Source organism: Streptomyces sp. NPDC002306 (genome assembly GCF_053593435.1).
Genome location: NZ_JBSFCK010000007.1, coordinates 181,582 through 204,522, shown reverse-complemented (window position 1 = coordinate 204,522; position 22,941 = coordinate 181,582). Strand labels below are relative to the sequence as shown.

Genomic DNA, 22,941 nt, shown 5'->3' with positions numbered 1-22,941 from the left:
CGTGACCGGCTTACGCGCACCGGCCGTCCGCCGGTGCACGGCACCGTCGAGGTCTACGGAGCCGAGCCACCCGGGGGTGCCCCGCGTCGCCCGGCTCCCCACAGGGAGAGGCACCCGCCGATCATGAACGTCCCCCGCAGCGCCGCGGTCCTGGCCGCCGCCGCCGTGATCGGCGCCGCCACGCCCGCCGTCGCCGCCGACCCGTCCGCGTCCCCGTCGGCCGCGATACCCGCCGGCCTCTACGGCCGCACCGACCCCACGTACGACGGTGTCTGGCGCCAGTCCCTCGCCCTGTTCGCGCAGCACAGCGTGGGCGTGCGGCCCGCCTCCTCGGCCATCGCCTGGCTGATCGGGCAGCAGTGCGCGAACGGGTCGTTCGCCGCGTTCCGCGCCGACACCGCCAAGGCCTGCGACGCCAAGCTCATGACCGACACCAACAGCACGGCCGCCGCCGTCCAGGCCCTGGCCGCGCTCGGCGGGCACGGCCCCGTCACCGGCAAGGCCGTCACCTGGCTGAAGTCGGTGCAGAACGCGGACGGCGGCTGGGGCTACGCGGCGGGCGGCGCCAGCGACGCCAACTCCACCGCCGTGGTCGTCGGCGCGCTGTCCGCGACGGGCGAGAAGCCACAGGACGTCCGCAAGGGCGGCAAGTCCCCGTACGACGCCCTGCTGAAGCTCGCGCTGCCCTGCACCGCCGACGGAGCGGGCGCCTTCGCCTACCAGCCCGACAAGAAGGGCGCGCTCACGGCCAACGCGGACGCGACCGCGGCAGCCGTGGTCGCCGCCCTCGGCAAGGGCCTGGCGGGCGCCGCCCCGCAGCCGAACGCGACCGACCTCAGCTGCGAGGACGCGGCCGCCGACCCCGCGCGGGCCGCCCGCAACGGCGCCGCCTACCTCGCCAAGGAGCTGGCCTCGGACGGCCACCTGACGTCGGCTCTGCCGGGCGCCGACGACCAGCCCGACTACGGCAACACCGCCGACGCGGTCGTCGCGCTCGCGACCGCCCACCAGGGCGAGGCGGCGGTCCCGGCCGTGCGCTGGCTCCAGGCCGACGCCGGCAAGTGGGCGCGGCAGGGCGGCCCGGCGGCGTACGCGCAGCTGATCCTCGCCGCGAACGCCACCTCCCACGACCCGCGCGACTTCGGCGGCCTGGACCTGGTGAAGCTCCTCAACGCGACCGGCCCGGGTCCCGTGTTCGTGCCCGACGTCAAGGACTCCGAGGCCGCGGACGACTCCGCGAGCCCGGCGGCCTCCGACTCCTCCGGCCCCGGCACGGTCGTGTGGATCGCCGGCGGGGTCCTGCTCGGCGTCGTCGTCGCGGTCGGTTTCCTGCTCTTCGGCCGCGGCAGGAAGCGCCGGTCGTGAGCCGCCGCCGTGCCGCCGTCGCTCTGCTCCTGGCCGTCCTGTTCCCCCTGCTGGGGGCGGCCGGCCAGGCGTGGGCCACCGGCTACCGCTACTGGTCCTTCTGGGACCGCGCGGGCGACGGGTGGGCGTACGCCACCCAGGGCCCGTCGACCACGCGCCCCTCGGACGGCGACGTCCAGGGCTTCCGCTTCGCGGTCAGCGCGGACTCCCAGGACGCGACCCGGCCACGCGGCACGGCCGACTTCGCGACGATCTGCGCGGGGACACCGGCCCAGGGCGGCCAGAAGCGGGTCGCCCTGGTCATCGACTTCGGTACGGCGTCCGACGCGCCCTCCGGCGAGACCCCGCCCGCGAGCCGGACGGCCTGCGCCCGCGTGCCGTCCGCCGCGACCACGGCGGAGGCCCTGGCGGCGGTCGCGAGGCCCCTGCGCTACGACACCAACGCCCTGCTGTGCGCGATCGCGGGCTACCCGGAACAGGGCTGCGGCGAACAGGTGTCGGCGAACGAGGAGCCGGAGAAGACGGCGACCGCGTCGGCGTCGGCGCGGAAGCCCACGTCGGGCGGGGGTCCGTCGGTGGGCCTGATGGCCGGTTCCGCGGCGGTGGCCGCGCTGGCGGCGGCGGCGTTCTGGCAGGTGCGGCGGCGCGGGCGTGACTAGCGGCACGGACCGGCGCGACGGCGGACCCTCGTGCCGCCACGACCGGCCGCACAGCCGCGGGCCGTCGCACCGCTGCGACCGGCCGCACCACTTCCCGCCGTCGCGGGGCCCGGCCGCCCGGCGGCGACCCGCGGCCCTCCACCCGGGCGCCTGGTGGCTGTGGGCGCTGAGCCTCGGCATCGCCGCCACCCGCACCACCAACCCCCTCCTCCTCGCCCTGCTCATCACCGTCTCCGGCTACGTCGTGGCGACCTGCCGTCCCGCCACCGCCCCCTGGTCCCGCTCCTACGGCGCCTTCGCCAGACTCGCCCTCGCGGTGCTCCTCGTGCGCCTGGTCTTCGCCGTCGCCCTCGGCTCGCCCATCCCCGGCACGCACGTGCTGCTCACCCTCCCCGAGGTCCCGCTCCCCCACTGGGCCCAGGGCATCCGTCTGGGCGGCACGGTCACCGCCGAGGCGCTCGTCTTCGCCCTCTACGACGGCCTCAAGCTCGCCACCCTCCTGATCTGCGTGGGCGCCGCGAACGCCCTCGCCGGGCCCACCCGTCTGCTGAAGTCCCTGCCCGGCGCCCTCTACGAGACCGGCGTGGCCGTGGTGGTGGCGCTCACCTTCGCCCCGAACCTCATCGCCGACGCCCAGCGTCTGCGTGCCGCCCGCCGCCTGCGCGGCCGCCCGGACCGGGGCATACGCGGCCTGCTGCACGTGGGACTCCCGGTCCTGGAGGGCGCGTTGGAGCGCTCCGTCGCCCTGGCCGCCGCGATGGACGCCCGCGGCTACGGCCGTACCGCCGCCGTCCCCGCCCCGGTCCGCCGCGTCACCGCCGCGCTCACCCTCGGCGGGCTGCTCGGCGTCTGCGCGGGCACGTACGGCCTGCTCACCGCGGAGGGCGGCACGTACGGTGTGCCGGTCCTGCTGGCCGGACTCGCCGCCGCGCTGGGCGGCCTGTGGCTCGGCGGCCGCCGTACGCCCCGCACCCGCTACCGCCCGGACCGCTGGGACGTACGTGCCTGTCTGGTCGCGGCCTGCGGTGCCGCCGTCGCCGCGCTGCTCACCGTCGCCGCCTCCGCCGACCCGGCGGCGCTGCACCCCGGCGTCGTCCCCCTGGTGGCGCCCTCGCTCCCCCTCGGTCCCGCCGCCGCCGTGCTCCTCGGCCTGCTCCCCGCCTTCCTCGCCCCCGCTCCCAAGGAGCCGTCGTGATCCGCTTCGAGGACGTCTGCGTGACGTACGACGGCGCCGCCGAACCCAGCGTGCGGGGCGTGGACTTCGAGGTGCCCGAAGGTGAACTCGTGCTGCTCGTCGGCCCGTCCGGTGTGGGGAAGTCCACCGTCCTCGGCGCGGTCAGCGGTCTCGTCCCGCACTTCACCGGCGGCACCCTGCGCGGCCGCGTCACGGTGGCCGGCCGGGACACCCGCACCCACAAGCCGCGCGAACTCGCCGACGTCGTCGGCACGGTGGGCCAGGATCCGTCCTCCCATTTCGTGACGGACACGGTCGAGGACGAACTCGCCTACGGCATGGAGTCGCTGGGCCTCGCCCCGGACGTGATGCGCCGCCGGGTCGAGGAGACCCTCGACCTGCTCGGCCTGGCCGACCTGCGCGACCGCCCGATCGCGACCCTGTCCGGCGGCCAGCGGCAGCGGGTCGCGATCGGCTCGGTCCTCACCCCGCATCCCGAGGTCCTGGTCCTCGACGAGCCGACCTCCGCGCTCGACCCGGCGGCCGCCGAGGAGGTCCTCGCCGTCCTCCAGCGGCTCGTCCACGACCTCGGCACGACGGTCCTGATGGCCGAGCACCGCCTGGAACGTGTCGTCCAGTACGCCGACCGGGTCGTCCTCCTGCCGGGCCCCGGCGCCGCCCCGGTCCTGGGCACCCCGGCGGAGGTGATGGCGGTGTCCCCCGTGTACCCGCCGGTCGTCGACCTCGGCCGGCTGGCGGGGTGGTCCCCGCTGCCGCTGACGGTGCGCGACGCCCGCCGCCGGGCGTCCGGCCTGCGGGAACAGCTGGCGGGACGGACCGCACCGGCCGCCCTGTCCGAAGCGACACCCCGCCCCGCACAACCGGCACCAGCACCGACGTCGGCACCGGACTCCTCACCTGTCTCCGTGCCCGGATCGGCACGCATCTCCGTGCCCGGATCGGCACGCATCTCCGCGCCCGTATCCGCGCCCGCTGCGGTGCGGGCCCCCTCGTCCCGCCCGCTCCTCGCCCTCAGGTCCCTCCGGCGCCCGCGCGAGCGGGAGGCGTCCGTCGCCTGCGCCCCGCCGTCCGCCGTCGCCGAGGTCCGTTCCCTCGCCGTCCGCCGCGCGGGCGTCCAGGCCCTCCGCCAGGTCGACCTCACCGTCACCCCCGGCGAGACCCTCGCCCTCATGGGCCGCAACGGCGCCGGAAAGTCCACGCTGCTCAACACACTGGTCGGGCTCGTCGAGCCCACCTCGGGCACGGTCCGCGTCGGCGGCGCGACCCCGCACCGCACCTCGCCCCGCGACCTGGTGCGCCGGGTCGGCCTGGTCCCGCAGGAGCCGCGCGATCTGCTGTACGCCGACACGGTCGCCGCCGAGTGCGCGGCCGCCGACCGGGACGCGCAGGCCGCCCCCGGCACCTGCCGCGCCCTCGTCCACGAACTGCTGCCCGGCGTCGCCGACGAGGCCCACCCCCGCGACCTCTCCGAGGGGCAGCGGCTCGCGCTCGCGCTCGCCGTGATCCTGACCGCGCGCCCTCCTCTTCTCCTGCTCGACGAGCCGACCCGCGGCCTGGACTACGCGGCGAAGGCCCGGCTGGTCGGTGTGCTGCGCGCGCTCGCCGCCGAGGGGCACGCGATCGTGCTCGCCACCCATGACGTGGAACTGGCCGCCGAGCTCGCCCACCGGGTCGTCCTGCTGGCCGACGGCGAGGTGATCGCCGACGGCCCGACCGCCGAGGTGGTCGTCTCCTCTCCTTCCTACGCCCCACAGGTCACCAAGATCCTGGCCCCGCAGCGGTGGCTCACGGTCACCCAGGTCAGGCAGGCCCTGCGATGACCCGGCAGGCACGCGCCGTCCGCCTCGGCCCCCGTTCCCTCGCCGCGCTCGCCCTGGTCAGCGCCGTCGGGGTGGCCGCCTTCACCTGGCCCTTCCTGGCCCCGCCCACCTCGCAGGTCAGTGCCCACGCCCAGGACGCCCCCTGGCTGTTCGCCGGACTGCTGGTGCTGCTGGTCCCGGTCCTGGGGGCGACGATCTCCGAGTCGGGCCTCGGCCCGAAGGCGGTCGCCATGCTCGGGGTGCTCGCGGCGACCGGCGCGGCGCTGCGCCCGATCGGCGCCGGTACGGCCGGTCTGGAGCCGATGTTCTTCCTGATGGTGCTGAGCGGACGGGTCCTCGGGCCCGGCTTCGGCTTCGTGCTCGGCTCGGTCACGATGTTCGCGTCGGCGCTGCTCACCGGCGGGGTGGGGCCGTGGATGCCGTTCCAGATGCTCGCCATGGGGTGGTTCACGATGGGCGCGGGTCTGCTCCCGGGCCCGGACCGGCTGCGGGGCCGCGGCGAGCTGGCCCTGCTCTGCGCCTACGGCTTCCTGGCCGCCTTCGCCTACGGCACGGCGATGAACATGGCCGGCTGGACCTTCATGGACGGCAACGCCTCGAACATCGCCTTCGACCCGCACGCGACCGTCCCCGTGAACCTGGCCCGCTTCGTCGCGTATTGCGTGGCCACCTCGCTCGGCTGGGACCTGGGCCGCGCCCTCCTCACGGTCGTGCTGACCCTCGTCGTCGGTCCCGCGGTGCTGAAGGCGCTGCGCCGCGCCACACGACGGGCCGCGTTCGAGACCGCGGTCACGTTCGACGCCCCCGCACCGTGAGCCCCCGTACGCGGGACGTGACCGAAACCGTGAAGCACCCCACATGACGCACGTCACCTACTAAGAGAGACAGTAGGGACAAAAGGGATATATGCATGCGCTCCTACCGCCTCTGACCTGGGGATTGAGAGCCGGCTCACACGAACGGCGCGGCACGCTGATGCGACCACCACTAGTAAAGGGGGTCATTGCGGACATTCGCCGCGACTGCTTCTCTGGGTGACGTCACCAGGCGCCACGACCTCTCAGGGCCGAGGCGCCGACACATGCCGGCACCGCGCACCACATGGTTCCGGCGAGTGGGTGAGCCCCTGTCCCCGAAGAAAAAGGTTCTCCGTGTCCGTCTCCGTCATCCGCCGCATCGCCAGCCCGAAGAAGGCCCTCACCGTCGCCGCCGTGGCCGCCGCCACCGCCGGCATGGCCCTTACCTCGGCTCCGGCCCAGGCGGCCACCACGTCGTCCTCCTCGGCCCAGGCGATCGCGCACAAGATGATCCCGGACGCCGCGCAGTTCAAGGCCTTCAACAACATCGTGTCGCACGAGAGCGGCTGGAACATGCGCGCCACGAACTCCTCCTCCGGCGCCTACGGCCTGGTCCAGGCGCTGCCCGGCAACAAGATGGCCACCGCGGGTGCCGACTGGAAGACCAACCCGGCCACCCAGATCAAGTGGGGCCTGGACTACATGAAGTCCCGCTACGGCAGCCCCGTCGACGCCTGGAAGTTCTGGCAGGCGAACGGCTGGTACTGAGCCGACCTCCCCCGCTTCACCCGTGAAGGCGGCGGCCCCCGATCCCCGGGGCCGCCGCCTTCACCCGTTTCCCGGCCGCCGCGTGGTCCACTGAGGCGGTGACCACCGACTCCGAGTCCGGGACGTACGACTCCGAGGCGCGGGGCCTGTCGCTGGTGGCGGTGCTGCTGACCCTGACCGTGGTGAGCGGGCTGATCGACGCCGTCAGCTATCTGGGCCTCGGCCATGTCTTCACCGCCAACATGACCGGCAACGTCGTCGTCCTCGGCTTCGCCGCCGCGGGGGCGCCGGGCTTCTCGGTGCCGCACACCGCGACCTCACTCGCCGGCTTCCTGGTGGGCGCGGCCACCGGAGGGCGCGTCGCCCGGCGGCTCGGCGAGGGCTCGCGCCGCACCTGGACCCGGCTGACCCTGGCCGCCGAGGCCGTCCTGGTGGCCGCCTCCGCCGCGGTCGCCTTCGTCGCACCGGGCGCCACGGGCACGACGTACACGCTCATCGCCGTCACGGCCCTGGCGATGGGCCTGCGCAACGCGACCGTACGCAAGCTGGGCGTGCCGGACCTGACGACGACCGTCCTGACGATGACCCTGACCGCGCTGGCCTCCGAGTCCCGGGTCGCGGGCGGCACCGGCGGGCGCTTTCCGCGCCGTGGTGCCGCGGTGGCCGCGATGGCGCTGGGCGCGCTGCTCGGGGCATGGCTGGTGCTGCACCACGGCCTGGGCCTCCCGCTGGCGATCGCGGCGGGAGTGACGGCGGTGCTGGCGGTGACGGCGTCGGGCCGCGAGTGACGGCGCCGACGCCTGGGGGGCAGGAACGGGGCGTGGGGGATGAGGCCGCTCCCGCCTCCCTCGGCGCGGGCCGGGCGCTCAGACCGTGCTGACCGGCAGTTCCTTCACCCCGTTGATCCAGGCGGAGCGCAGCCGGCGCGGGTCGCCGGTCAGCCGCAGGCCGGGCATGGCGTCCGCCACGGCGTTGAAGATGAGGTCGATCTCCAGCACGGCGAGGGACTTGCCGAGGCAGTAGTGCGGCCCGCCGCCGCCGAAGCCCAGGTGGGGGTTCGGATCGCGAGTGACGTCGAACACGTCGGGGTGGTCGAAGACCTCGGGGTCGTGGTTGGCGGAGGCGTAGAAGAGGCCGACCCGGTCCCCCTTCCTGATCAGCTTTCCGCCCAGTTCGGTGTCCTGTGTGGCGGTCCGCTGGAAGGAGTTCACCGGCGTCGCCCAGCGGACGATCTCCTCGGCCGCCGTGGCCGGCCGCTCCCTCTTGTACAGCTCCCACTGCCCGGGGTGGGTGAGGAAGGCGTGCATGCCGTGGGTGATGGCGTTGCGGGTCGTCTCGTTGCCGGCCACGGCCAGCATCAGCACGAAGAAGCCGAACTCGTCGGAGCCCAGGTTGCCCTGGTCCTCGGCCGCCACCAGCGTGGTGACGATGTCCTTGGCGGGGCACTCCTTGCGGGCGGCGGCCATGTTCATCGCGTACGCGATGAGCTCGGTGGCCGACTCCTGGCCGACCTCCTCGGTGATCGCGTACTCCGGATCGTCGTACGAGATCATCCGGTTGGACCAGTCGAAGATCTTCGCGCGGTCGTCCTGCGGTACGCCGATGAGCTCGGCGATGGCCTGGAGGGGCAGTTCGCAGGCGACCTCGGTGACGAAGTCGAAGGGCCCGGAGCGGGCGCGTGCCTGCGCCGCGATCGCCTGCGCGCGCGAGCGCAGGTTGGCCTCCAGGGCGCGGATGGCGCGCGGGGTGAAGACGCGCTGGATGATCTGGCGGACCCGGGTGTGCTCGGGCGGGTCCATGTTGAGCAGGATCAGCCGCTGGGCGTCGATCGCGTCCCGCTCGATGTGCTCGTTGAAGCGGATGATCGCCGTGTTGAGGTACGAGGAGAAGATCTCCGGATGCGTGGAAACGTACTTGACGTCCGCATGCCGGGTGACCGCCCAGTAGCCGTCGTCCTGGAAGCCTGCGAGGTTGGGTGGTTGCGGAATCCAACGGACCGGCTCGGACCGGCGCAGCTCGGCGAACTCCGGCAGGGGCACGCGGTGTTGCAGCACATCGGGGTCGGTGAAGTCGAACCCGTCGGGGAGCGCTGGACAGGGCATCGGCAACTCACTCCAGCCATCTGACGGCCCATCAGGAATAGAGCTGCCGCGAAGGTAGTAACGGGTTCTACAAGTGGCAAGGGGTACGGCGCCCCGAATCTGCCTGCACGACCCTTGCGGCGACGGACGCCTCCTCAGCAGACTGCACACAGAACTAGAACACGTATCAGTTCGGAGGAGAGGACCCCGCACCCATGGCCGCCGAACCCGTGATCGTCGAAGCCGTACGCACCCCCATCGGCAAGCGCGGCGGCGCGCTCGCCAACCTCCACCCGGCGTATCTGCTGGGCGAGACGTACCGCGAACTCCTCGGCCGCACCGGCATTCCCGCCGACTGCGTCGAGCAGATCGTCGGCGGCACGGTGACCCACGCCGGCGAGCAGTCCATGAACCCCGCGCGCACCGCCTGGCTGACCATGGGCCTGCCCTACGAGACGGCGGCGACCACGGTCGACTGCCAGTGCGGCTCCTCGCAGCAGGCGAGCCATATGACGGCCAACATGATCGCGGCGGGTGTGATCGACGTGGGCATCTCCTGCGGCGTCGAGTCCATGTCACGGGTACCGCTGGGCTCGGGCTCCAAGCACGGCCCCGGGAAGCCGTTCCCGGACGAGTGGAACGTGGACCTGCCGAACCAGTTCGAGGCGGCCGAACGCATCGCCCGCCACCGCGGCCTGACCCGCGAGCACGTCGACTCCCTGGGCCTCGCCTCCCAGGAACGGGCGGCGATCGCCTGGTCCGAGGAGCGCTTCAAGCGGGAGACCTTCGCGGTGCAGGTGCCGACGACGGAGGACGAGCAGCGGACGGGCCAGGGCATGTGGCGCCTGGTCGACAAGGACGAGGGCCTGCGCGACACGACACCGGAGGGCCTCGCCGCCCTGAAGCCGATCATGCCGACGGCCGTCCACACGGCGGGCAACTCGTCCCAGATCTCCGACGGCGCGGCGGCCGTCATGTGGGCGTCGAAGCGGATGGCCCGGGCCCTGAAGCTGAGGCCGAGGGCGAGGATCGTCGCCCAGGCTCTCGTCGGCGCGGACCCGCACTTCCACCTGGACGGCCCCATCGACGCCACGAACGCCGTACTGGGCAAGGCCGGCATGTCCCTCAAGGACATCGACCTCGTCGAGATCAACGAGGCCTTCGCGTCGGTGGTGCTGAGCTGGGCGCAGGTCTTCGACCAGGATCTGGCGAAGGTCAACGTCAACGGCGGTGCCATCGCCCTGGGCCACCCCGTGGGCGCGACCGGCGCCCGCCTGATCACCACCGCCCTGCACGAACTGGAGCGCGCCGACAAGGAGTTCGCACTCATCACGATGTGCGCGGGCGGCGGCCTGGCCACCGGGACGATCATCCAGCGGCTGTAGCGCGGTCCGGCTCCCCGGCGTTCCCGGGGGTGCCGTCTCGCGTCGTCACTGAACGTTCCCGCCCCGTGCCACGTCTTCTCCCCCGTGATCCCAGCCGAACAGACCCTGGTCAGGCGGACCCGCGCGGCCGCTCCGCGCGGTCATCGCCTCCGCGAGCTCCTGGTCCGCCATCGTGTCCCGCTCCTGGCGACACTGCCCGTGGTGCCGCTGTACGCGCTGTGGTGGGCGTTCCTGGCCACGGGCGGCGGGGATCTGGCCGCGCAGGAGGCGTGGGCGGGATTCGCGGCCCGGCACGGGGGATCCGCGTACAACCTGTTCTGGTACGGCGGGATGCACACCGCCAACTACAGCCTGGTCTCGCCGTATCTGATGGCCGTGTGCGGCGTGCGGACGGTCACGGTCGGCTCGGGGATCGCCGCCTCCTGGCTGGCGGCCGTACTGATCCGGCGGACGTCGGTCCGCACACCCGTCGGGCCCGCCCTGCTGGCCTCCCTGGCGCTGTGGTGCGACGTCGCCTCGGGACGTACGACGTTCGCGCTGGGCGTGGCGCTAGGGCTCGCGGCCTGCGTGCTGCTGACGGGCGAACGCCGGCCTGTGGCGGCCGGGGTGTACGCGGCGCTCGCGACCGCGGCCAGCCCGGTGGCCGGGCTGTTCCTGGCCGTCGTCGGGGCCGGCTACCTCCTCGGGCCGCGGGACCGGGGCCGGGCGGCGGCCCTCCTCGCGCCGCCCGCGCTCGTCGTCGCGGGGACCACCCTCCTCTTCCCCTTCAGCGGTGAGCAGCTGATGCCGGCGGCCCGGATCTGGCCTCCGGCCGCGCTCGGGCTCGCCGTCGCCGTGCTCGCGCCGCGCGGCTGGCGGGTCGCCCGGTGGAGCGGGGCCGTGTACGCGGCCGGGACCGTGCTCGCATACCTCGTCGCCTCCCCCGTCGGCACGAACGTCGAGCGGTTCGCGGAGCTGTTCGCGCCCGCGGTGCTGCTGGCGGCGCTGCTGAGCGCGCCGCGGGCTCGACGGGTCGCCCGCGCTCTCCTGGTCGTCGCCCTCGTCCTCTCCGTCGGCTGGGTCGGCAGGAAGACGGCCGACGACCTGGAGGTGTCCACCACCGTGCCGGCCTGGGCCGCCGACACGCGACCGGTCGTCCGCGCCCTGCGGGGGCTCGGCGCGGACCGGACCCGGGTCGAGGCCGTCCCGGCCCGCAACCACCGCGAGGCCGCCGCGCTCGCCCCGCACCTCAACCTCGCCCGCGGCTGGAACCGGCAGCTGGACATGGAGCGCGCCCGGCTGTTCTACGACGGCACCTTCTCCGCCACCACCTACCGTGCGTGGCTGGACAGGTGGGCGGTCGGGTTCGTCGTCCTGCCGCTGGGTCAGCCGGACGGATACGCCGAGGAGGAGGCCCGGCTCGTACGCGGCGCCCACCGGCCCGACTGGCTGGAACCCGTCTGGCAGGACGCCCACTGGCGGGTGTTCCGGGTGCGCGACGCCGTACCGCTCGTCTCCGCGCCCGGCACCGTCGTGGGGACGACGAGCGCCGAGGTGGTGGTGCGCGTGGCGCGGGCCGGCGCGGTGACCGTACGGGTCGCCTACTCGCCGTGGCTGGAGTCCGACGGAGGATGCCTCGGCCGGGCCGGCGAGTTCACCCGCCTCACCGTCCCCGCACCCGGCGAGTACCGCATCGGCTCGGCGTACGCCCCGCATCCGTCCCCGGCCTGCCGGGGCTGACACCTTGTCGACGTCCGGTGCTAGTGTCCACTGCTCGCCCGCACGTTCGAAGGACGCCCCTTGACCTCCATACCCGGGACCGGTCGTGACCGGTTGCCGTCGCTGACCGGTCTCCGCTTCTGGGCGGCCCTGCTGGTCGTCCTGTACCACCTGTCCCGACAGGCCGGAACCGTTCCCGGGCTCAGCGACGCCGTCTGGTACGGCCGCAGCGGCGTCACGTTCTTCTTCGTCCTGTCGGGCGTGGTCCTCGCCTGGACCTACGACGGCGCGAACGTACCCACCCGGGTCTTCCTGTGGCGCCGCTTCGCCCGCATCTGGCCGATGCTCGCCGTCAGCGTCGGGGCGTCGGTCGCCGTATGGACGTTCATGCACCAGGCCGTGTCGCTCAAGGCGGTCGGCGCGACCCTGCTGCTCGTCCACGCGTGGTTCCCGGTCCCGGTCATCTTCAAGGGCGGCAATCCGGCGGCCTGGTCGCTCAGCGACGAGGCCTGGTTCTACCTGGTCTTCCCCGCGCTGCTCGCGGTGCTCGCGGGACGGCGTGCGCGGGTCTGGGTCTGGACGGCGGTCGCCGTCACCGGCGCCACGCTGGTGTTGTGGCCCGCCCTGTCCGGCCTGTCCCCCACCACCCGCGCCTGGGCGCTCGACTACCTGCCGCTGACCCGTTCCCTCCAGTTCGTCCTGGGCGTGCTGGCCGGGCTCGCGCTCAAGCGCGGCTGGCGGCCCCGGCTGCCCCTGCCGGTGGCCGTGGGACTGGTGATCGCCTGGCACCTGGCGCTGATCCCCTGGTCGAACGCGGTGCCCGACTCCCTCTGGTACAGCCCCTACTCCGCCTCGCAGTGGCTCTCGGCACCGGTCTTCGCGGCCCTCATCGTCTCGGCCGCCCGGGCCGACCTCGACGGCCGTCGCACGGGGCTGGGCGGACCCTGGATGATCCGCCTGGGCCACTGGTCGTTCGCCTGGTACCTCATCCACGAGATCGTGATCCGCGCGGCCCTCTTCCACTGGGGCAAGCCCGCCCCGGGCGGCGCGACCCTCGTCTTCTGGTCGGGCGCCCTGGCCGTCAGCCTCACCGCGGCGGCCCTGGCCTACCAGTACGTGGAGCGCCCCGCCGAGCGTCGGCTGCGTAACCTCCTGGGACCGGTCGCGTCGGGGCGGGGCCGCGAGGCCGAGCGGGTGCTGAGCTCCCGCTGAGACCGTCGCGGACGTGATCAGGCCGGGGTGCGGGTCCTCTCCGGGGTCGGGCTGCTCGGGGTGGTGGCCGGCGCCGGCCGGGCCCGGGGGCCCTGGAACACGTACGCCAGGCCGAAGCCCGCGCCGACCACCACCGCGCCGCCGACCGCGTCCAGCACCCAGTGGTTGCCGGTCGCGACGATCGCCGACAGCGTGAGGAGCGGGTGCAGCAGGCCCAGGGCCTTCATCCACCCTCTCGGCGCCACGATCGCGATGACGAGCCCGCACCACAGGGACCAGCCGAAGTGCAGCGACGGCATCGCCGCGTACTGGTTGGTCAGGGCCGTCAGCGTGCCGTAGTCCGGGTTGGCGAGGTCCTGCGCGCCGTGGACGGTGTCGATGACGCCGAAGCCGGGCAGCAGGCGGGGCGGGGCCAGCGGGTAGAGCCAGAAGCCGACCAGGGCGAGCAGGGTGGCGAGGCCCAGGGCGGAACGGGCCCAGCGGTAGTCGACGGGGCGGCGCCGGTACAGGACGGCGAGCACGGTCAGCGGGACGACGAAGTGGAACGACTCGTAGTAGAAGTCGAAGAAGTTCCGGAGCCAGCCGACGCCGACCACCGCGTGGTTGACCGCGTGCTCGATGTCGAGGTGCAGGAACCGTTCGAGGTCGAGGATCTCGCGGCCGTGCCGCTCGGCCGTCGCCCGGCCCCCGGTGTCGCTGCCGCCGGTCGCCGCGAGGCGGACCCGCTGGTAGGCGGCGTACGTGACGCGGATGAGGAGGAGTTCAAGCAGGAGGTTCGGGCGGGTCAGGACGCGGCGCAGGAAGGGCAGCGGCGGGACGCCCCAGCGGCGCGCGGGAACGGGCGGGGCGTACCGCGTGGGGATCGGCGACCGGTAGGGCGCGGAGGCGCGGGAGAGGAAGGGGACGGCGAGGGCCGCGGCGAGGGCGGCCAGCAGCACCACGTTGTCCCGCAGCGGGTACAGGAGCGGTGTGTTCGGCACCATCATCTTCGCCGGGAGGGTCATCACCAGGACCACGGCGAGCGGCCACACACAGCGGTCGGAGGCGCGCTTGCCGACCCGGCCCACGACCGCGAGCAGCACCCACAGCAGCTGGTGCTGCCAGGTCGTCGGGGAGACGGCGACGGCCGCGCAGCCGGTGACGGCCACGGCGAGCAGGAGCTGGCCGTCACGGGCGTAGCGGACGGCCCGGCGCAGACCGAGACCGGCCACGGCCACGCCCAGCAGCAGGAAGAGCCCGATCTCCGGGGGACCGGTCAGGCCGAGCCGGAGCAGGGCGCCGTGCAGGGACTGGTTGGCGAGGGCGTCGGCCTCGCCGCCCAGGCCGACGCCGGCCATGTGGTGGACCCAGTAGGTGTACGAGTCGTGCGGCATCGCCGCCCAGGCGACGGCCGTGGAACCGGCGAAGGTTACACCGGCGGCGAGCGCGGCGCGGCGTCGGCCGGTGAACCAGAGCAGCGGCGCGAAGAGCAGCACGGCCGGCTGGAGCGCGGCGGCGAGGCCGATCAGCAGGCCGCCCGCCTTCTCGCCGCGGACGGTGAAGCAGCCGAGCAGGACGAGCAGCACCGGGATGATGCTGGTCTGGCCGAGCCAGAGGGTGTTGCGGACCGGCAGGGACAGCATGAGCAGGCTGATCGCGACCGGCGCGGCGAACAGGGAGGTCCGCCTGCTCACCGGCTGCGGCAGGGCGCGAGCGGCGACCAGGCCGAGGGCGGCGACGAGCAGGAGGGTGCCGAAGGTCCAGCCCCAGCCGAGGGCCTGTTCCGCGGCCCGGGTGAGGGGCTTGAGGACGAGTCCGCCGAACGGCGTCCCGGTGAAGAGCGTGGAGTCGTAGAGCGAGCCCTTGACGTGCAGGACGCCCTCGGGGCCGACCCAGGTCTCCAGGTCCGTCAGCCGCTCTCCCCGGGGGGTCGCGAGCACGACGGCCACCTGTCGTATCGCGAGGATCGTCGCGATCAGCCAGAGGCCGAGGCGGGCCGCGCGCAGTCGTGCTCTGGCCGCTCCCGCGTCCCCCGCTCCGAACGTCTCCGCCGTCGCCCCGCTGTGCTCCGCATTCGCCACGCCTCGTCGGCCTCCCGCCCCGTCCGTCCCGCGCGTCCCGTTCGTCTGTTTCCCGTCACGAACCCTATGAGGCTCGCCACCCCTGGAACAGGACGCCGGAAACCCCCGCTTCACCTGGCGTCCGCTCGCCTTTTGTCCGGATGACGATAGTCCGACCGGGTCCCGGTCGCGCCCGTGGGGGGCGACAAGGATCACAACGCGAGGCCGGGAGAGGCGTCGGGGTGCGGGCATACGTCCCTGCATACACGCCATTTACATGCACAGTGCAATCACTTGCGCACCGCACGTAGGCGGAGCAACGGCTCGTATGGTCGCCTCTCGGCCCGCTGCGGGCCATGCCCCTGTCCCCGTCGAAAGGAAGGCGAGCGAGGTTTTGTCGGCTGCCACCGTCACCGCTCCCCCGGCCACCGAGACCACCGTGTCGACCCGCGAGGTCACCACCACCGACCCCGCCCTCGTCAGGCGTGCCGTGCAGGCCGCCGCGCTGGGCAACGCGATGGAATGGTTCGACTTCGGCGTCTACAGCTACATCGCGGTCACCCTGGGCAAGGTCTTCTTCCCCTCGGGCAACCCGACCGCCCAGTTGCTGTCCACTTTCGGCGCCTTCGCCGCGGCCTTCCTGGTCCGCCCGCTCGGCGGCATGGTCTTCGGCCCGCTCGGCGACCGTATCGGCCGGCAGAAGGTCCTCGCCCTCACCATGATCATGATGGCGGCGGGCACGTTCGCCATCGGCCTGATCCCGTCGTACGGCGCGATCGGCGTCGGCGCGCCCCTGCTGCTCCTCCTCGCCCGTCTGGTGCAGGGCTTCTCGACCGGCGGCGAGTACGCGGGCGCGTCCACCTTCATCGCCGAGTACGCCCCCGACAAGCGGCGCGGCTTCCTGGGCAGCTGGCTGGAGTTCGGCACGCTGGCCGGCTACATCGCCGGCGCGGGTCTGGTGACCCTCATGACCGCGCTGCTGTCCTCGCAGGACCTGGTCTCCTGGGGCTGGCGGATCCCGTTCCTGATCGCGGGCCCGATGGGCGTCATCGGCCTCTACCTGCGGATGCGGCTGGAGGAGACCCCGGCCTTCCGCGCGGAGATCGAGAAGGCCGAGGCGACCCGTACGAAGGTGCCGCTGCGCGAGATGGTCACGGGCCAGTGGAAGGCGCTGCTGCTGTGCGTGGGCCTGGTCCTGGTCTTCAACGTCACCGACTACATGCTCCTGTCGTACATGCCGAGCTATCTGACCAGTGAGCTCCGGTACGACGAGACGCATGGTCTGCTGGTGGTGCTGGGCGTGATGGCGGTGATGATGGTCGTGCAGCCCTTCGCCGGCGCGCTGACCGACCGGATCGGCCGCCGCCCGGTGATCGCGGCCGGCTGCGCGGGCTTCCTGTTCCTGTCGATCCCGGCCGTGCTGCTGATCCGCCAGGGCAGCCTGCTCGCGGTCGCCCTCGGCATGGGCGCGCTGGGCCTGCTGCTGGTCTGCTTCACGGCGGCGATGCCGGCCGCGCTGCCCGCCCTGTTCCCGACGCGGGTCCGCTACGGCTCGCTGTCCATCGGCTTCAACGTGTCGGTGTCGCTCTTCGGCGGCACGACCCCGCTGGTGGTGACCGCCCTCATCGGCGCGACCGGGAACATGATGATGCCCGCGTACTACATGATGGCGGCGGCCGTGATCGGCGGCATCGCGGTCTGGTACCTGGCGGAGTCGGCCGGCCGGCCGCTGCCGGGCTCGGCTCCCGCGGTCGAGTCGGCTGCGTGATCAGGCCGACTGCGTGACGATGGGCGAGGGGCGACTTCGCGCCTCCCGCCGGGCCGCCCCCCGATCGGCCGGAATCCGGCGCCGCGTGACCGGCTGTGACTGCATTCGTGGGCCGGCTAGTTAGCATCCCTAACTAGGTATACGAAAGGTAGAGTTCATGACCGGGTCGCAGCTCTGGGACGACGTCGACTTCTACTTCTCCACTCATCTGGCGCCGGACGACGAGGTCCTCCAGGCGGCCGTGCGTGACAGCGAGGCCGCCGGACTTCCGCACGCGGCCGTCACCCCGCCCCAGGGCAAGCTGCTCCAGCTGCTGGCCCAGATCCAGGGGGCCCGCACCATCCTGGAGATCGGCACGCTCGGCGGCTACAGCACCATCTGGCTGGCCCGCGCGCTCCCGGCCGACGGCCGCCTGGTCTCGCTGGAGTACAGCGCCCGGCACGCCGAGGTCGCGACCCGCAACATCGCCCGCGCGGGCCTCGACCGGCTCGTCGAGGTACGTGTCGGGCCTGCCCTGGAGTCGCTGCCCCAGCTCGCCGACGAGAACCCGGCCCCGTTCGACCTGGTCTTCATCGACGCCGACAAGGCCAACAACCCGCACTACGTCCAGTGGGCGCTGCGCCTCACCCGCGCGGGCAGCCTCATCATCGTGGACAACGTCGTACGGGACGGCCGGGTGATCGACGCCGAGAGCACCGCACCGGACGTCCAGGGCACCCGGGCCGCCATCGACCTGATCGCCGCCCACCCGAGGCTGAGCGCGACGGCGATCCAGACGGTGGGCAGCAAGGGCCACGACGGCTTCGCGCTGGCGCGGGTGCTGGAGCAGACCGAGCCGGACGAGTAGATCCGGACGGCCGGGCAGGTCCGTCCGGACAGCCGAGCGGATCCGGACAGCCGCGGGGAGGCCGGACCGGGCCAAGCGTGCCAGGCGGGCCGGGTGGACGGGCTCGGGGCTACGCCTCGTGGTAGAAGCCCACGTTGACGGTGCGCGGGCCAGTGCGGTCGTGGATGACGATCTCGCCGGCCCCGCCCCGCGGCAGCGGCACGGTCCCGCCGTACGCGACGGGCTGGACGTGCTGCCCGATCGTCAGCCGCACCTCGGAGGACGGGTCGGGCTGTGAGCCGCGCAGCCACGACACGTGCCAGGTGCCCTCGGGGCCGCACAGGAACTCCAGGTGGATCCGGGAGACGAACAGCCAGTCGTCGGGCGTCGCGAGCCGGCACACGGACGCGTCCCGGCCCACCCGCAGCACGGCGCCCGGGTCGCTCGGCGCGTCGGCCATGAGCATGCCGGCCGTGGCGCCGGCGTCTGTCCCGGTGACGGAGGCCATGGTGAGTTCGAGCACGTGCGCTCCTTCTGGAATGTCCTTGTACGGCAGCCGGGTTGGCGCACCGCCGCCGCATGATAAATCGCCCGGCCCTACCGCGTCCGGCACAATGGACTCATGACCGAGCGAAAGCCACCGGGTGTGCCGTTCGAGTCCTGGGTCGACAAGCAGATCCGCGACGCCGAGGCGCGGGGTGAGTTCGCCCGTCTCGAGGGCGCGGGCAAGCCGCTGCCGACGGGCGCGGACACGACGTACGACGAACTGTGGTGGATCAAGCGGAAGATGGTCCGGGAGGGCCTCGCGATGCTGCCGCCCGCGCTGGCCCTGCGCAAGGAGGCCGAGGACGCTCTCGCCGCGGCCTACGCGGCACCTTCCGAGCGGATCGTCCGGAAGATCCTCACCGAGGTCAACGTCAAGATCCGCGACATGATGTTCAGGCCGCCGCCCGGCCCCCCGCTGGGAATGAAGCCGTACGACGTCGAAGAGGTCGCACGGGAGTGGCGGGAGCGCCGGGCGGCGAACGGTGCGGGTGACACGGGGTGACGCGGGTGTGGGGGGTGCGTGGTCCGCGGGGGCTGCCGAGCAGAGGTCACACGCGGAGCAGACGCTCCGCGAGCTCGCGGTAGTCCCGCAGGGCCAGGCGGAGTTGTTCCGTGTCGGCGGCGGTGTCCGTGCCGGAGGCGGAGGTCGTCGTCCGGTCCCGGTCCGTGGAGTGCCCCGCGCCGTGTTCCGCGGACTGCCAGGACGTGCGCAGGCTCTGACGCCGCTTGGTCACGGCCTCCGTGAAGCGGGCGGCGATCTCCTCGAGCACGTGATCGGCCTCCTCCACGGAGCCCCGGGGCGCGTCGACGAACCCGGTGACCGCCTGCTGGAGGCGGAGCGTGAGCTTGTCGGACTCGTCGTGCGGGAAGAGGGCGGTGGTGGAGCCTGCGCGGCTGGTGCCGGTGTTGGTGCTGGTGCCTGTGGTGCGCGCGGCACCGGCGGTGGTGTCGGTCTCCGTGGCGCCGGCAGGAGCGGTGGTGCTCGTGGTGTTCGTGGTGCCGGTAGTACGGCGGTTGCTTTCCGGCCTGGCGGCCGGGACCGCCCCGGTTCCGGTTCCGCTTCCTGCCGTCACCGAGCCGGACGATGCGCGGGCCTCGCGCATCTCGCGGGCCTCGCGCGCCTCGGACGTCTCGCGAGCCTCAGGTGTCCTGTGCGGCTCGGGCGTGCCGGGCGTACCCGTGCCCGTGCTCTCCGCATCCGTGATCCCGCGGTCGCCCGTAGGCCGTTTCCCCTCCGACATGTGACTCAACTCCCCTTCGCGTGACGCTTGTTGAACGTCCACGGAGTACCGTGGCCGTTGGCTCGGGCCGTGGTCCGCCGTGCGTCAGGCGTCGGCCCCGAGTCGTGGTCCGTCCGGTGCCGGCCGGTGTCCTGGCGGCCCGGGGCCACCAGGTCCGCGAAGAGCCCGCGGGCCTCGACCAGCGCCTCCCGCAGCTCCTCGGTGCCCGTGCCGGGACCGTTGCCGTCACCCTTGGTGCCGGTGCGCACGGCGCCGACGCGGTGCACGCGGCGGTAGCCCTGCACATGGTCGGCGTGGTGCACGGAGAGCGCGGCGAGCTGCTCCTCGTACTGCGCGCCGTCCGGGAAGCCGCGGGCGCCGGCCACCTCCGCGAGCAGCCGGTCCGCCTCGGCGACCGCCTCCCGCGGAGAGTCGACGAAGCGCTCCTGGACGGCCGTCCAACGGGCCTCGTACCGCTCGCGCTCCGCGGGCTCCAGCGGGCGTTCACGCAGCCCGCCGTGCCGCTCCACGCGCTCGGTCAGCTCCTTCTCGGCCGCCTGTACGTCGCCGTCGTGCCCGGCCAGCACCCGGTCGTACTCGGGTCCGAAGCGACGCTTCAGACCTCCTCCGTGCCGCGGGCCTCGGGCCCGCAGGGCCAGGGCGACCGCCACCGCGACGACGGCCACCACGATCACGATCAGAGCGATCATCACGCCTGTGGACATGGTTGCCTTCCCTGTATCGGCCCAACGGGCCGGTTCTCACTCCGGGTTACCCCGAAGGCACTGTCCAAACGGTGTCCGGGCGGCGCCCGTCGGGCCGTGGCGCGGCGCGGGGCCGCCCGGACCCGTCACCGGCCCCACGCCTCCAACGCGCCTCTCCGGCCCGCATATTCGGTTGCCGACGGTCCGGGCAAGGTCACGACAATGTCGGTCATGATCTGGACCATCGCCCCCGAACCCTTCGACTCGCCCGTCGCCGCCGGCCTCTGGCGGGCCTACTACACGGAGGTCAGCGACCGCTGGTACCTGCTGCACGAGGGCCGCCGTACCGACCCGGACGAGCTGGAGCGGGAGATCGCCGCGCTGCCCGGCGCCGACCTCGCCCCGCCGGGCGGCCTGCTGCTCGTCGCGCGGTACGGCGGTGAGCCCGCCGGCAGCGCGGGCGTACGGCTGCTGGACGCCACGACGGCCGAGCTGACCCGGGTGTTCCTGTACGCGGGGATGCGGGGCCGGGGCGGCGCCGCGCGGCTGGTGTCCGCCGCCGAGGACGCCGCCCGCGACCTGGGCGCCGCGCGGCTGGTGCTGGACACCCGCGGCGACCTGGTCGAGGCCCGTGCCCTGTACGCCCGGCTCGGCTACACGGAGACCGAGCCCCACAACACCGACCAGTACGCCGAGCACTGGTTCCGCAAGGAGCTCAAGGGACAGCCGGAACTCGACGAGGTCAATTGAACGGCTTGGGCGATCCGTTGTGCGGCTGTTCCTGGTCCGAGCCGCACAGCTCGTCGTTCAGTTCCTTCACCAGCTGGGTCAGATCGGTCGGCCGGTCGGGCCCCCACCAGTCGCCGAGCAGCTCGGCCAGCGACTCCTCACGGGCCTGCGACAGCCGTTCGGCGACCTCGCGTCCCTCCTCGGTCAGGTAGAGGTCGAGGCCCTCCCGGAAGGCGAGGTGCCTCTCCTCCGTCTGCCGGGCCGCCTCGATGACGACGGTGATCGGAACCGTGGCGCGCTCGGCGAGCACGGCGGGCTCGGCCGAGCCGTACTTCTTCATGCGCAGCAGCAGCCAGCTCGTGGCGGGCTGGAGGTCGTAGCCCGCCCGCTCGGTGATCTTCCGGTAGACCTCGCGACGTCCCTCGCGGGTGCCGAGCGTGGACAGCGCGCGGCACACCTCGTCGTACGACGAACGCTGGACGGGGTTGGGGGGCAGGGTCTCCGAGAGGTCGGGGGCCGTGACCGAGCCGCGCAGCCGGTCCTCCTTCAGGAACCACGCCAGGACGAAGCCCGCCAGGGCGACGGGGGCCGCGTAGAGGAAGACGTCCGTGATGGAGGACGCGAACGCGTGCAGAGCGGCCCGGCGCAGGGCGTCGGGGAGGGCGGCGATGCCGCGCGGGTCGGCCTGGAGCGAGTCCACGGAGATACCGGCCGGCAGACGCACCCCTTTGAAGACGTCGTCCAGCTGGTCGGCCAGCCCGTTGGCGAAGATCGAGCCGAAGATGGCGACGCCGAAGGAGGCGCCGATGGACCGGAAGAAGGTCGCGCCGGAGGTGGCGACGCCGAGATCCTGGTAGGAGACCGCGTTCTGGACGATGAGGACGAGTACCTGGATCACCAGGCCGAGGCCCAGACCGAAGACGAAGAAGTAGACGCTCATCTCGGCGGTGGAGCTGTACTCGTCCATCTGGTGCAGGAGGAGCAGTCCGACGGTGGTGAGGCCGAGGCCCAGGATCGGGAACACCTTCCAGCGTCCGGTGCGGCTGACGATCTGTCCGGAGAGGGTCGAGGACAGCAGGAGGCCGACCACCATCGGCAGCATGTGCACACCGGACAGGGTCGGGGAGATGCCGCGGACGACCTGGAGGAAGGTCGGCAGGTAGGTCATCGCGCCGAACATGGCGAAACCGACGATGAAGCTGATGACGGCCGAAAGGGTGAACGTGCGGACGCGGAAGAGCTTGAGCGGGAGCACGGGTTCGGCCGCCCGCCGCTCGACGGACACGAACACCACCGCCAGCACGACACCCAGCACCGCGAGACCTATGAGCTGCGCCGAGTCCCAGTCCCAGGTCGTGCCGCCGAGCGAGGCGACCAGCACCAGGCAGGTGGCGACGGCGGCGATGAGGAGGGTGCCGAGGTAGTCGATGACGTGCCGGGTCGCCTTGCGCGGGATGCGCAGGACCGCCGCGATCACGGCGAGCGCCACGATGCCGATCGGCAGGTTGACGTAGAAGACCCAGCGCCAGCTGAGGTGCTCGGTGAACAGTCCGCCCAACAGTGGGCCGAGCACGCTGGTCGTGCCGAAGACCGCGCCGAACAGGCCCTGGTAGCGGCCGCGTTCGCGGGGCGGCACGAGGTCGCCGACGATCGCCATCGACAGCACGATCAGGCCGCCGCCGCCCAGCCCCTGGAGCGCGCGGAAGGCGATGAGTTCGGGCATGTTCTGCGCCATGCCGCACAGCGCCGAACCGACCAGGAAGATCACGATCGCGGCCTGGAACAGCGGCTTCCGCCCGTACTGGTCGCCCAGCTTGCCCCACAGCGGGGTCGCGGCGGTCGACGCCAGCAGGTATGCCGTGACCACCCAGGACAGGTGCTCCAGACCGCCCAGCTCACTGACGATGGTGGGCAGCGCCGTCGACACGATGGTCGAGTCGAGAGCGGCGAGGAACATGCCCAGCAGCAAGGCGCCCATCGAGACGAACACGTTGCCGGACACCTGCTGCTGCTCCGCGTCGCCCGTCCGGGCGTGCGCGTCCACGGCCATGAAGACCTCCTGAGGCTCTCGCGACACCTCCATCGTGGTGGGTGTGACCGGTTATGGCCTGTTGAGTCCCTACGGAACC

General features: G+C 73.1%; 20 protein-coding genes. 14 read left to right on the top strand and 6 right to left on the bottom strand.

The annotated features are described in order from the left end of the window. Positions 1-123: 123 nt before the first annotated feature. The 7 genes from ACWCQK_RS16735 (at position 124) to ACWCQK_RS16705 (ending at position 7,392) form a co-directional block, all read left to right on the top strand. Entirely contained in the window at positions 124-1,365 is a 1,242-nt protein-coding gene (locus tag ACWCQK_RS16735) for a prenyltransferase/squalene oxidase repeat-containing protein (protein ID WP_451155879.1), read from the top strand. Further along, positions 1,362-2,024, top strand: a complete 663-nt coding sequence (locus ACWCQK_RS16730) for an SCO2322 family protein (protein WP_451155878.1) — start codon at positions 1,362-1,364, stop codon at positions 2,022-2,024. Before ACWCQK_RS16735 ends, ACWCQK_RS16730 begins: the two co-directional genes overlap by 4 nt. Positions 2,025-2,181: 157 nt before the next feature. Further along, a complete protein-coding gene (locus ACWCQK_RS16725; protein WP_451156033.1) occupies positions 2,182-3,219 on the top strand; it encodes an energy-coupling factor transporter transmembrane protein EcfT in 1,038 nt (345 codons plus the stop codon). After that, entirely contained in the window at positions 3,216-5,039 is a 1,824-nt protein-coding gene (locus tag ACWCQK_RS16720) for an ABC transporter ATP-binding protein (protein WP_451155877.1), read from the top strand. Before ACWCQK_RS16725 ends, ACWCQK_RS16720 begins: the two co-directional genes overlap by 4 nt. Beyond that, a complete protein-coding gene (locus ACWCQK_RS16715; RefSeq protein ID WP_451155876.1) occupies positions 5,036-5,854 on the top strand; it encodes an ECF transporter S component in 819 nt (272 codons plus the stop codon). Before ACWCQK_RS16720 ends, ACWCQK_RS16715 begins: the two co-directional genes overlap by 4 nt. Positions 5,855-6,190: 336 nt before the next feature. Continuing rightward, on the top strand, positions 6,191-6,604 hold the full coding sequence (locus tag ACWCQK_RS16710; RefSeq protein ID WP_451155875.1) for an aggregation-promoting factor C-terminal-like domain-containing protein: 414 nt from the start codon (positions 6,191-6,193) through the stop codon (positions 6,602-6,604). Positions 6,605-6,702: 98 nt separating this feature from the next. Further along, positions 6,703-7,392 carry a YoaK family protein gene (locus ACWCQK_RS16705; RefSeq protein WP_451155874.1) on the top strand — a complete coding sequence of 230 codons (690 nt, stop codon included), beginning with the start codon at positions 6,703-6,705 and terminating at the stop codon, positions 7,390-7,392. Between the two features lie 78 nt (positions 7,393-7,470). Here the strand turns inward: ACWCQK_RS16705 and ACWCQK_RS16700 are convergent, their stop codons facing one another. Further along, positions 7,471-8,706 (bottom strand): cytochrome P450, encoded by a 1,236-nt coding sequence (locus tag ACWCQK_RS16700; protein ID WP_451155873.1) that lies wholly within the window; start codon positions 8,704-8,706, stop codon positions 7,471-7,473. Between the two features lie 194 nt (positions 8,707-8,900). Between ACWCQK_RS16700 and ACWCQK_RS16695 the strand changes: the two genes are divergently transcribed. The 3 genes from ACWCQK_RS16695 to ACWCQK_RS16685 all read left to right on the top strand — a co-directional run bounded on the left by ACWCQK_RS16695 (position 8,901) and on the right by ACWCQK_RS16685 (position 12,980). Next, positions 8,901-10,070 carry a steroid 3-ketoacyl-CoA thiolase gene (locus ACWCQK_RS16695; RefSeq protein ID WP_451155872.1) on the top strand — a complete coding sequence of 390 codons (1,170 nt, stop codon included), beginning with the start codon at positions 8,901-8,903 and terminating at the stop codon, positions 10,068-10,070. An 84-nt stretch (positions 10,071-10,154) separates the two neighbouring features. Further along, entirely contained in the window at positions 10,155-11,789 is a 1,635-nt protein-coding gene (locus tag ACWCQK_RS16690) for a hypothetical protein (RefSeq protein WP_451155871.1), read from the top strand. A gap of 60 nt (positions 11,790-11,849) precedes the next feature. Next, on the top strand, positions 11,850-12,980 hold the full coding sequence (locus tag ACWCQK_RS16685) for an acyltransferase family protein (RefSeq protein ID WP_451155870.1): 1,131 nt from the start codon (positions 11,850-11,852) through the stop codon (positions 12,978-12,980). A gap of 17 nt (positions 12,981-12,997) precedes the next feature. On the opposite strand, the gene ACWCQK_RS16680 is transcribed toward ACWCQK_RS16685, so the two are convergent. Further along, entirely contained in the window at positions 12,998-15,040 is a 2,043-nt protein-coding gene (locus tag ACWCQK_RS16680) for a bifunctional glycosyltransferase 87/phosphatase PAP2 family protein (protein ID WP_451155869.1), read from the bottom strand. A gap of 373 nt (positions 15,041-15,413) precedes the next feature. Here ACWCQK_RS16680 and proP point away from each other — a divergent pair, with 373 nt between their 5' ends. Then, positions 15,414-16,787 (top strand): glycine betaine/L-proline transporter ProP, encoded by a 1,374-nt coding sequence (gene proP / locus ACWCQK_RS16675; protein ID WP_451155868.1) that lies wholly within the window; start codon positions 15,414-15,416, stop codon positions 16,785-16,787. 157 nt (positions 16,788-16,944) lie between these two features. Continuing rightward, positions 16,945-17,634: an O-methyltransferase gene (locus ACWCQK_RS16670; RefSeq protein WP_451155867.1), complete on the top strand. Its 690-nt coding sequence runs from the start codon at positions 16,945-16,947 to the stop codon at positions 17,632-17,634. Between the two features lie 109 nt (positions 17,635-17,743). Here the strand turns inward: ACWCQK_RS16670 and ACWCQK_RS16665 are convergent, their stop codons facing one another. Next, positions 17,744-18,136, bottom strand: coding sequence for a hypothetical protein (locus ACWCQK_RS16665; RefSeq protein ID WP_451155866.1), 393 nt, complete (start codon positions 18,134-18,136; stop codon positions 17,744-17,746). Between the two features lie 99 nt (positions 18,137-18,235). Here ACWCQK_RS16665 and ACWCQK_RS16660 point away from each other — a divergent pair, with 99 nt between their 5' ends. Further along, positions 18,236-18,661 carry a DnaJ family domain-containing protein gene (locus ACWCQK_RS16660; protein WP_451155865.1) on the top strand — a complete coding sequence of 142 codons (426 nt, stop codon included), beginning with the start codon at positions 18,236-18,238 and terminating at the stop codon, positions 18,659-18,661. Between the two features lie 46 nt (positions 18,662-18,707). Here ACWCQK_RS16660 and ACWCQK_RS16655 read toward each other — a convergent pair whose 3' ends face one another. Next, the gene (locus ACWCQK_RS16655) at positions 18,708-19,400 is read right to left on the bottom strand and encodes a hypothetical protein (RefSeq protein ID WP_451155864.1); all 693 of its coding nucleotides are present in this window, start codon (positions 19,398-19,400) and stop codon (positions 18,708-18,710) included. A gap of 5 nt (positions 19,401-19,405) precedes the next feature. Next, positions 19,406-20,104 (bottom strand): hypothetical protein, encoded by a 699-nt coding sequence (locus ACWCQK_RS16650; protein WP_451155863.1) that lies wholly within the window; start codon positions 20,102-20,104, stop codon positions 19,406-19,408. Between the two features lie 210 nt (positions 20,105-20,314). Here ACWCQK_RS16650 and ACWCQK_RS16645 point away from each other — a divergent pair, with 210 nt between their 5' ends. Continuing rightward, on the top strand, positions 20,315-20,833 hold the full coding sequence (locus tag ACWCQK_RS16645) for a GNAT family N-acetyltransferase (protein WP_451155862.1): 519 nt from the start codon (positions 20,315-20,317) through the stop codon (positions 20,831-20,833). Here ACWCQK_RS16645 and ACWCQK_RS16640 read toward each other — a convergent pair. Then, positions 20,826-22,862: a DHA2 family efflux MFS transporter permease subunit gene (locus tag ACWCQK_RS16640; RefSeq protein WP_451155861.1), complete on the bottom strand. Its 2,037-nt coding sequence runs from the start codon at positions 22,860-22,862 to the stop codon at positions 20,826-20,828. The genes ACWCQK_RS16645 and ACWCQK_RS16640 overlap by 8 nt on opposite strands. Positions 22,863-22,941 lie beyond the last annotated feature (79 nt).

What these genes read in the sequence shown, in the direction of transcription:
- ACWCQK_RS16735 (WP_451155879.1), top strand. Translation starts at nt 124, where the DNA reads ATGAACGTCCCCCGCAGCGCCGCGGTCCTGGCCGCCGCCGCCGTGATC.
- ACWCQK_RS16715 (WP_451155876.1), top strand. Translation starts at nt 5,036, where the DNA reads ATGACCCGGCAGGCACGCGCCGTCCGCCTCGGCCCCCGTTCCCTCGCC.
- ACWCQK_RS16700 (WP_451155873.1), bottom strand. Translation starts at nt 8,706, where the DNA reads ATGCCCTGTCCAGCGCTCCCCGACGGGTTCGACTTCACCGACCCCGAT.
- ACWCQK_RS16695 (WP_451155872.1), top strand. Translation starts at nt 8,901, where the DNA reads ATGGCCGCCGAACCCGTGATCGTCGAAGCCGTACGCACCCCCATCGGC.
- ACWCQK_RS16670 (WP_451155867.1), top strand. Translation starts at nt 16,945, where the DNA reads ATGACCGGGTCGCAGCTCTGGGACGACGTCGACTTCTACTTCTCCACT.
- ACWCQK_RS16660 (WP_451155865.1), top strand. Translation starts at nt 18,236, where the DNA reads ATGACCGAGCGAAAGCCACCGGGTGTGCCGTTCGAGTCCTGGGTCGAC.
- ACWCQK_RS16655 (WP_451155864.1), bottom strand. Translation starts at nt 19,400, where the DNA reads ATGTCGGAGGGGAAACGGCCTACGGGCGACCGCGGGATCACGGATGCG.
- ACWCQK_RS16650 (WP_451155863.1), bottom strand. Translation starts at nt 20,104, where the DNA reads ATGTCCACAGGCGTGATGATCGCTCTGATCGTGATCGTGGTGGCCGTC.
- ACWCQK_RS16645 (WP_451155862.1), top strand. Translation starts at nt 20,315, where the DNA reads ATGATCTGGACCATCGCCCCCGAACCCTTCGACTCGCCCGTCGCCGCC.
- ACWCQK_RS16640 (WP_451155861.1), bottom strand. Translation starts at nt 22,862, where the DNA reads ATGGCCGTGGACGCGCACGCCCGGACGGGCGACGCGGAGCAGCAGCAG.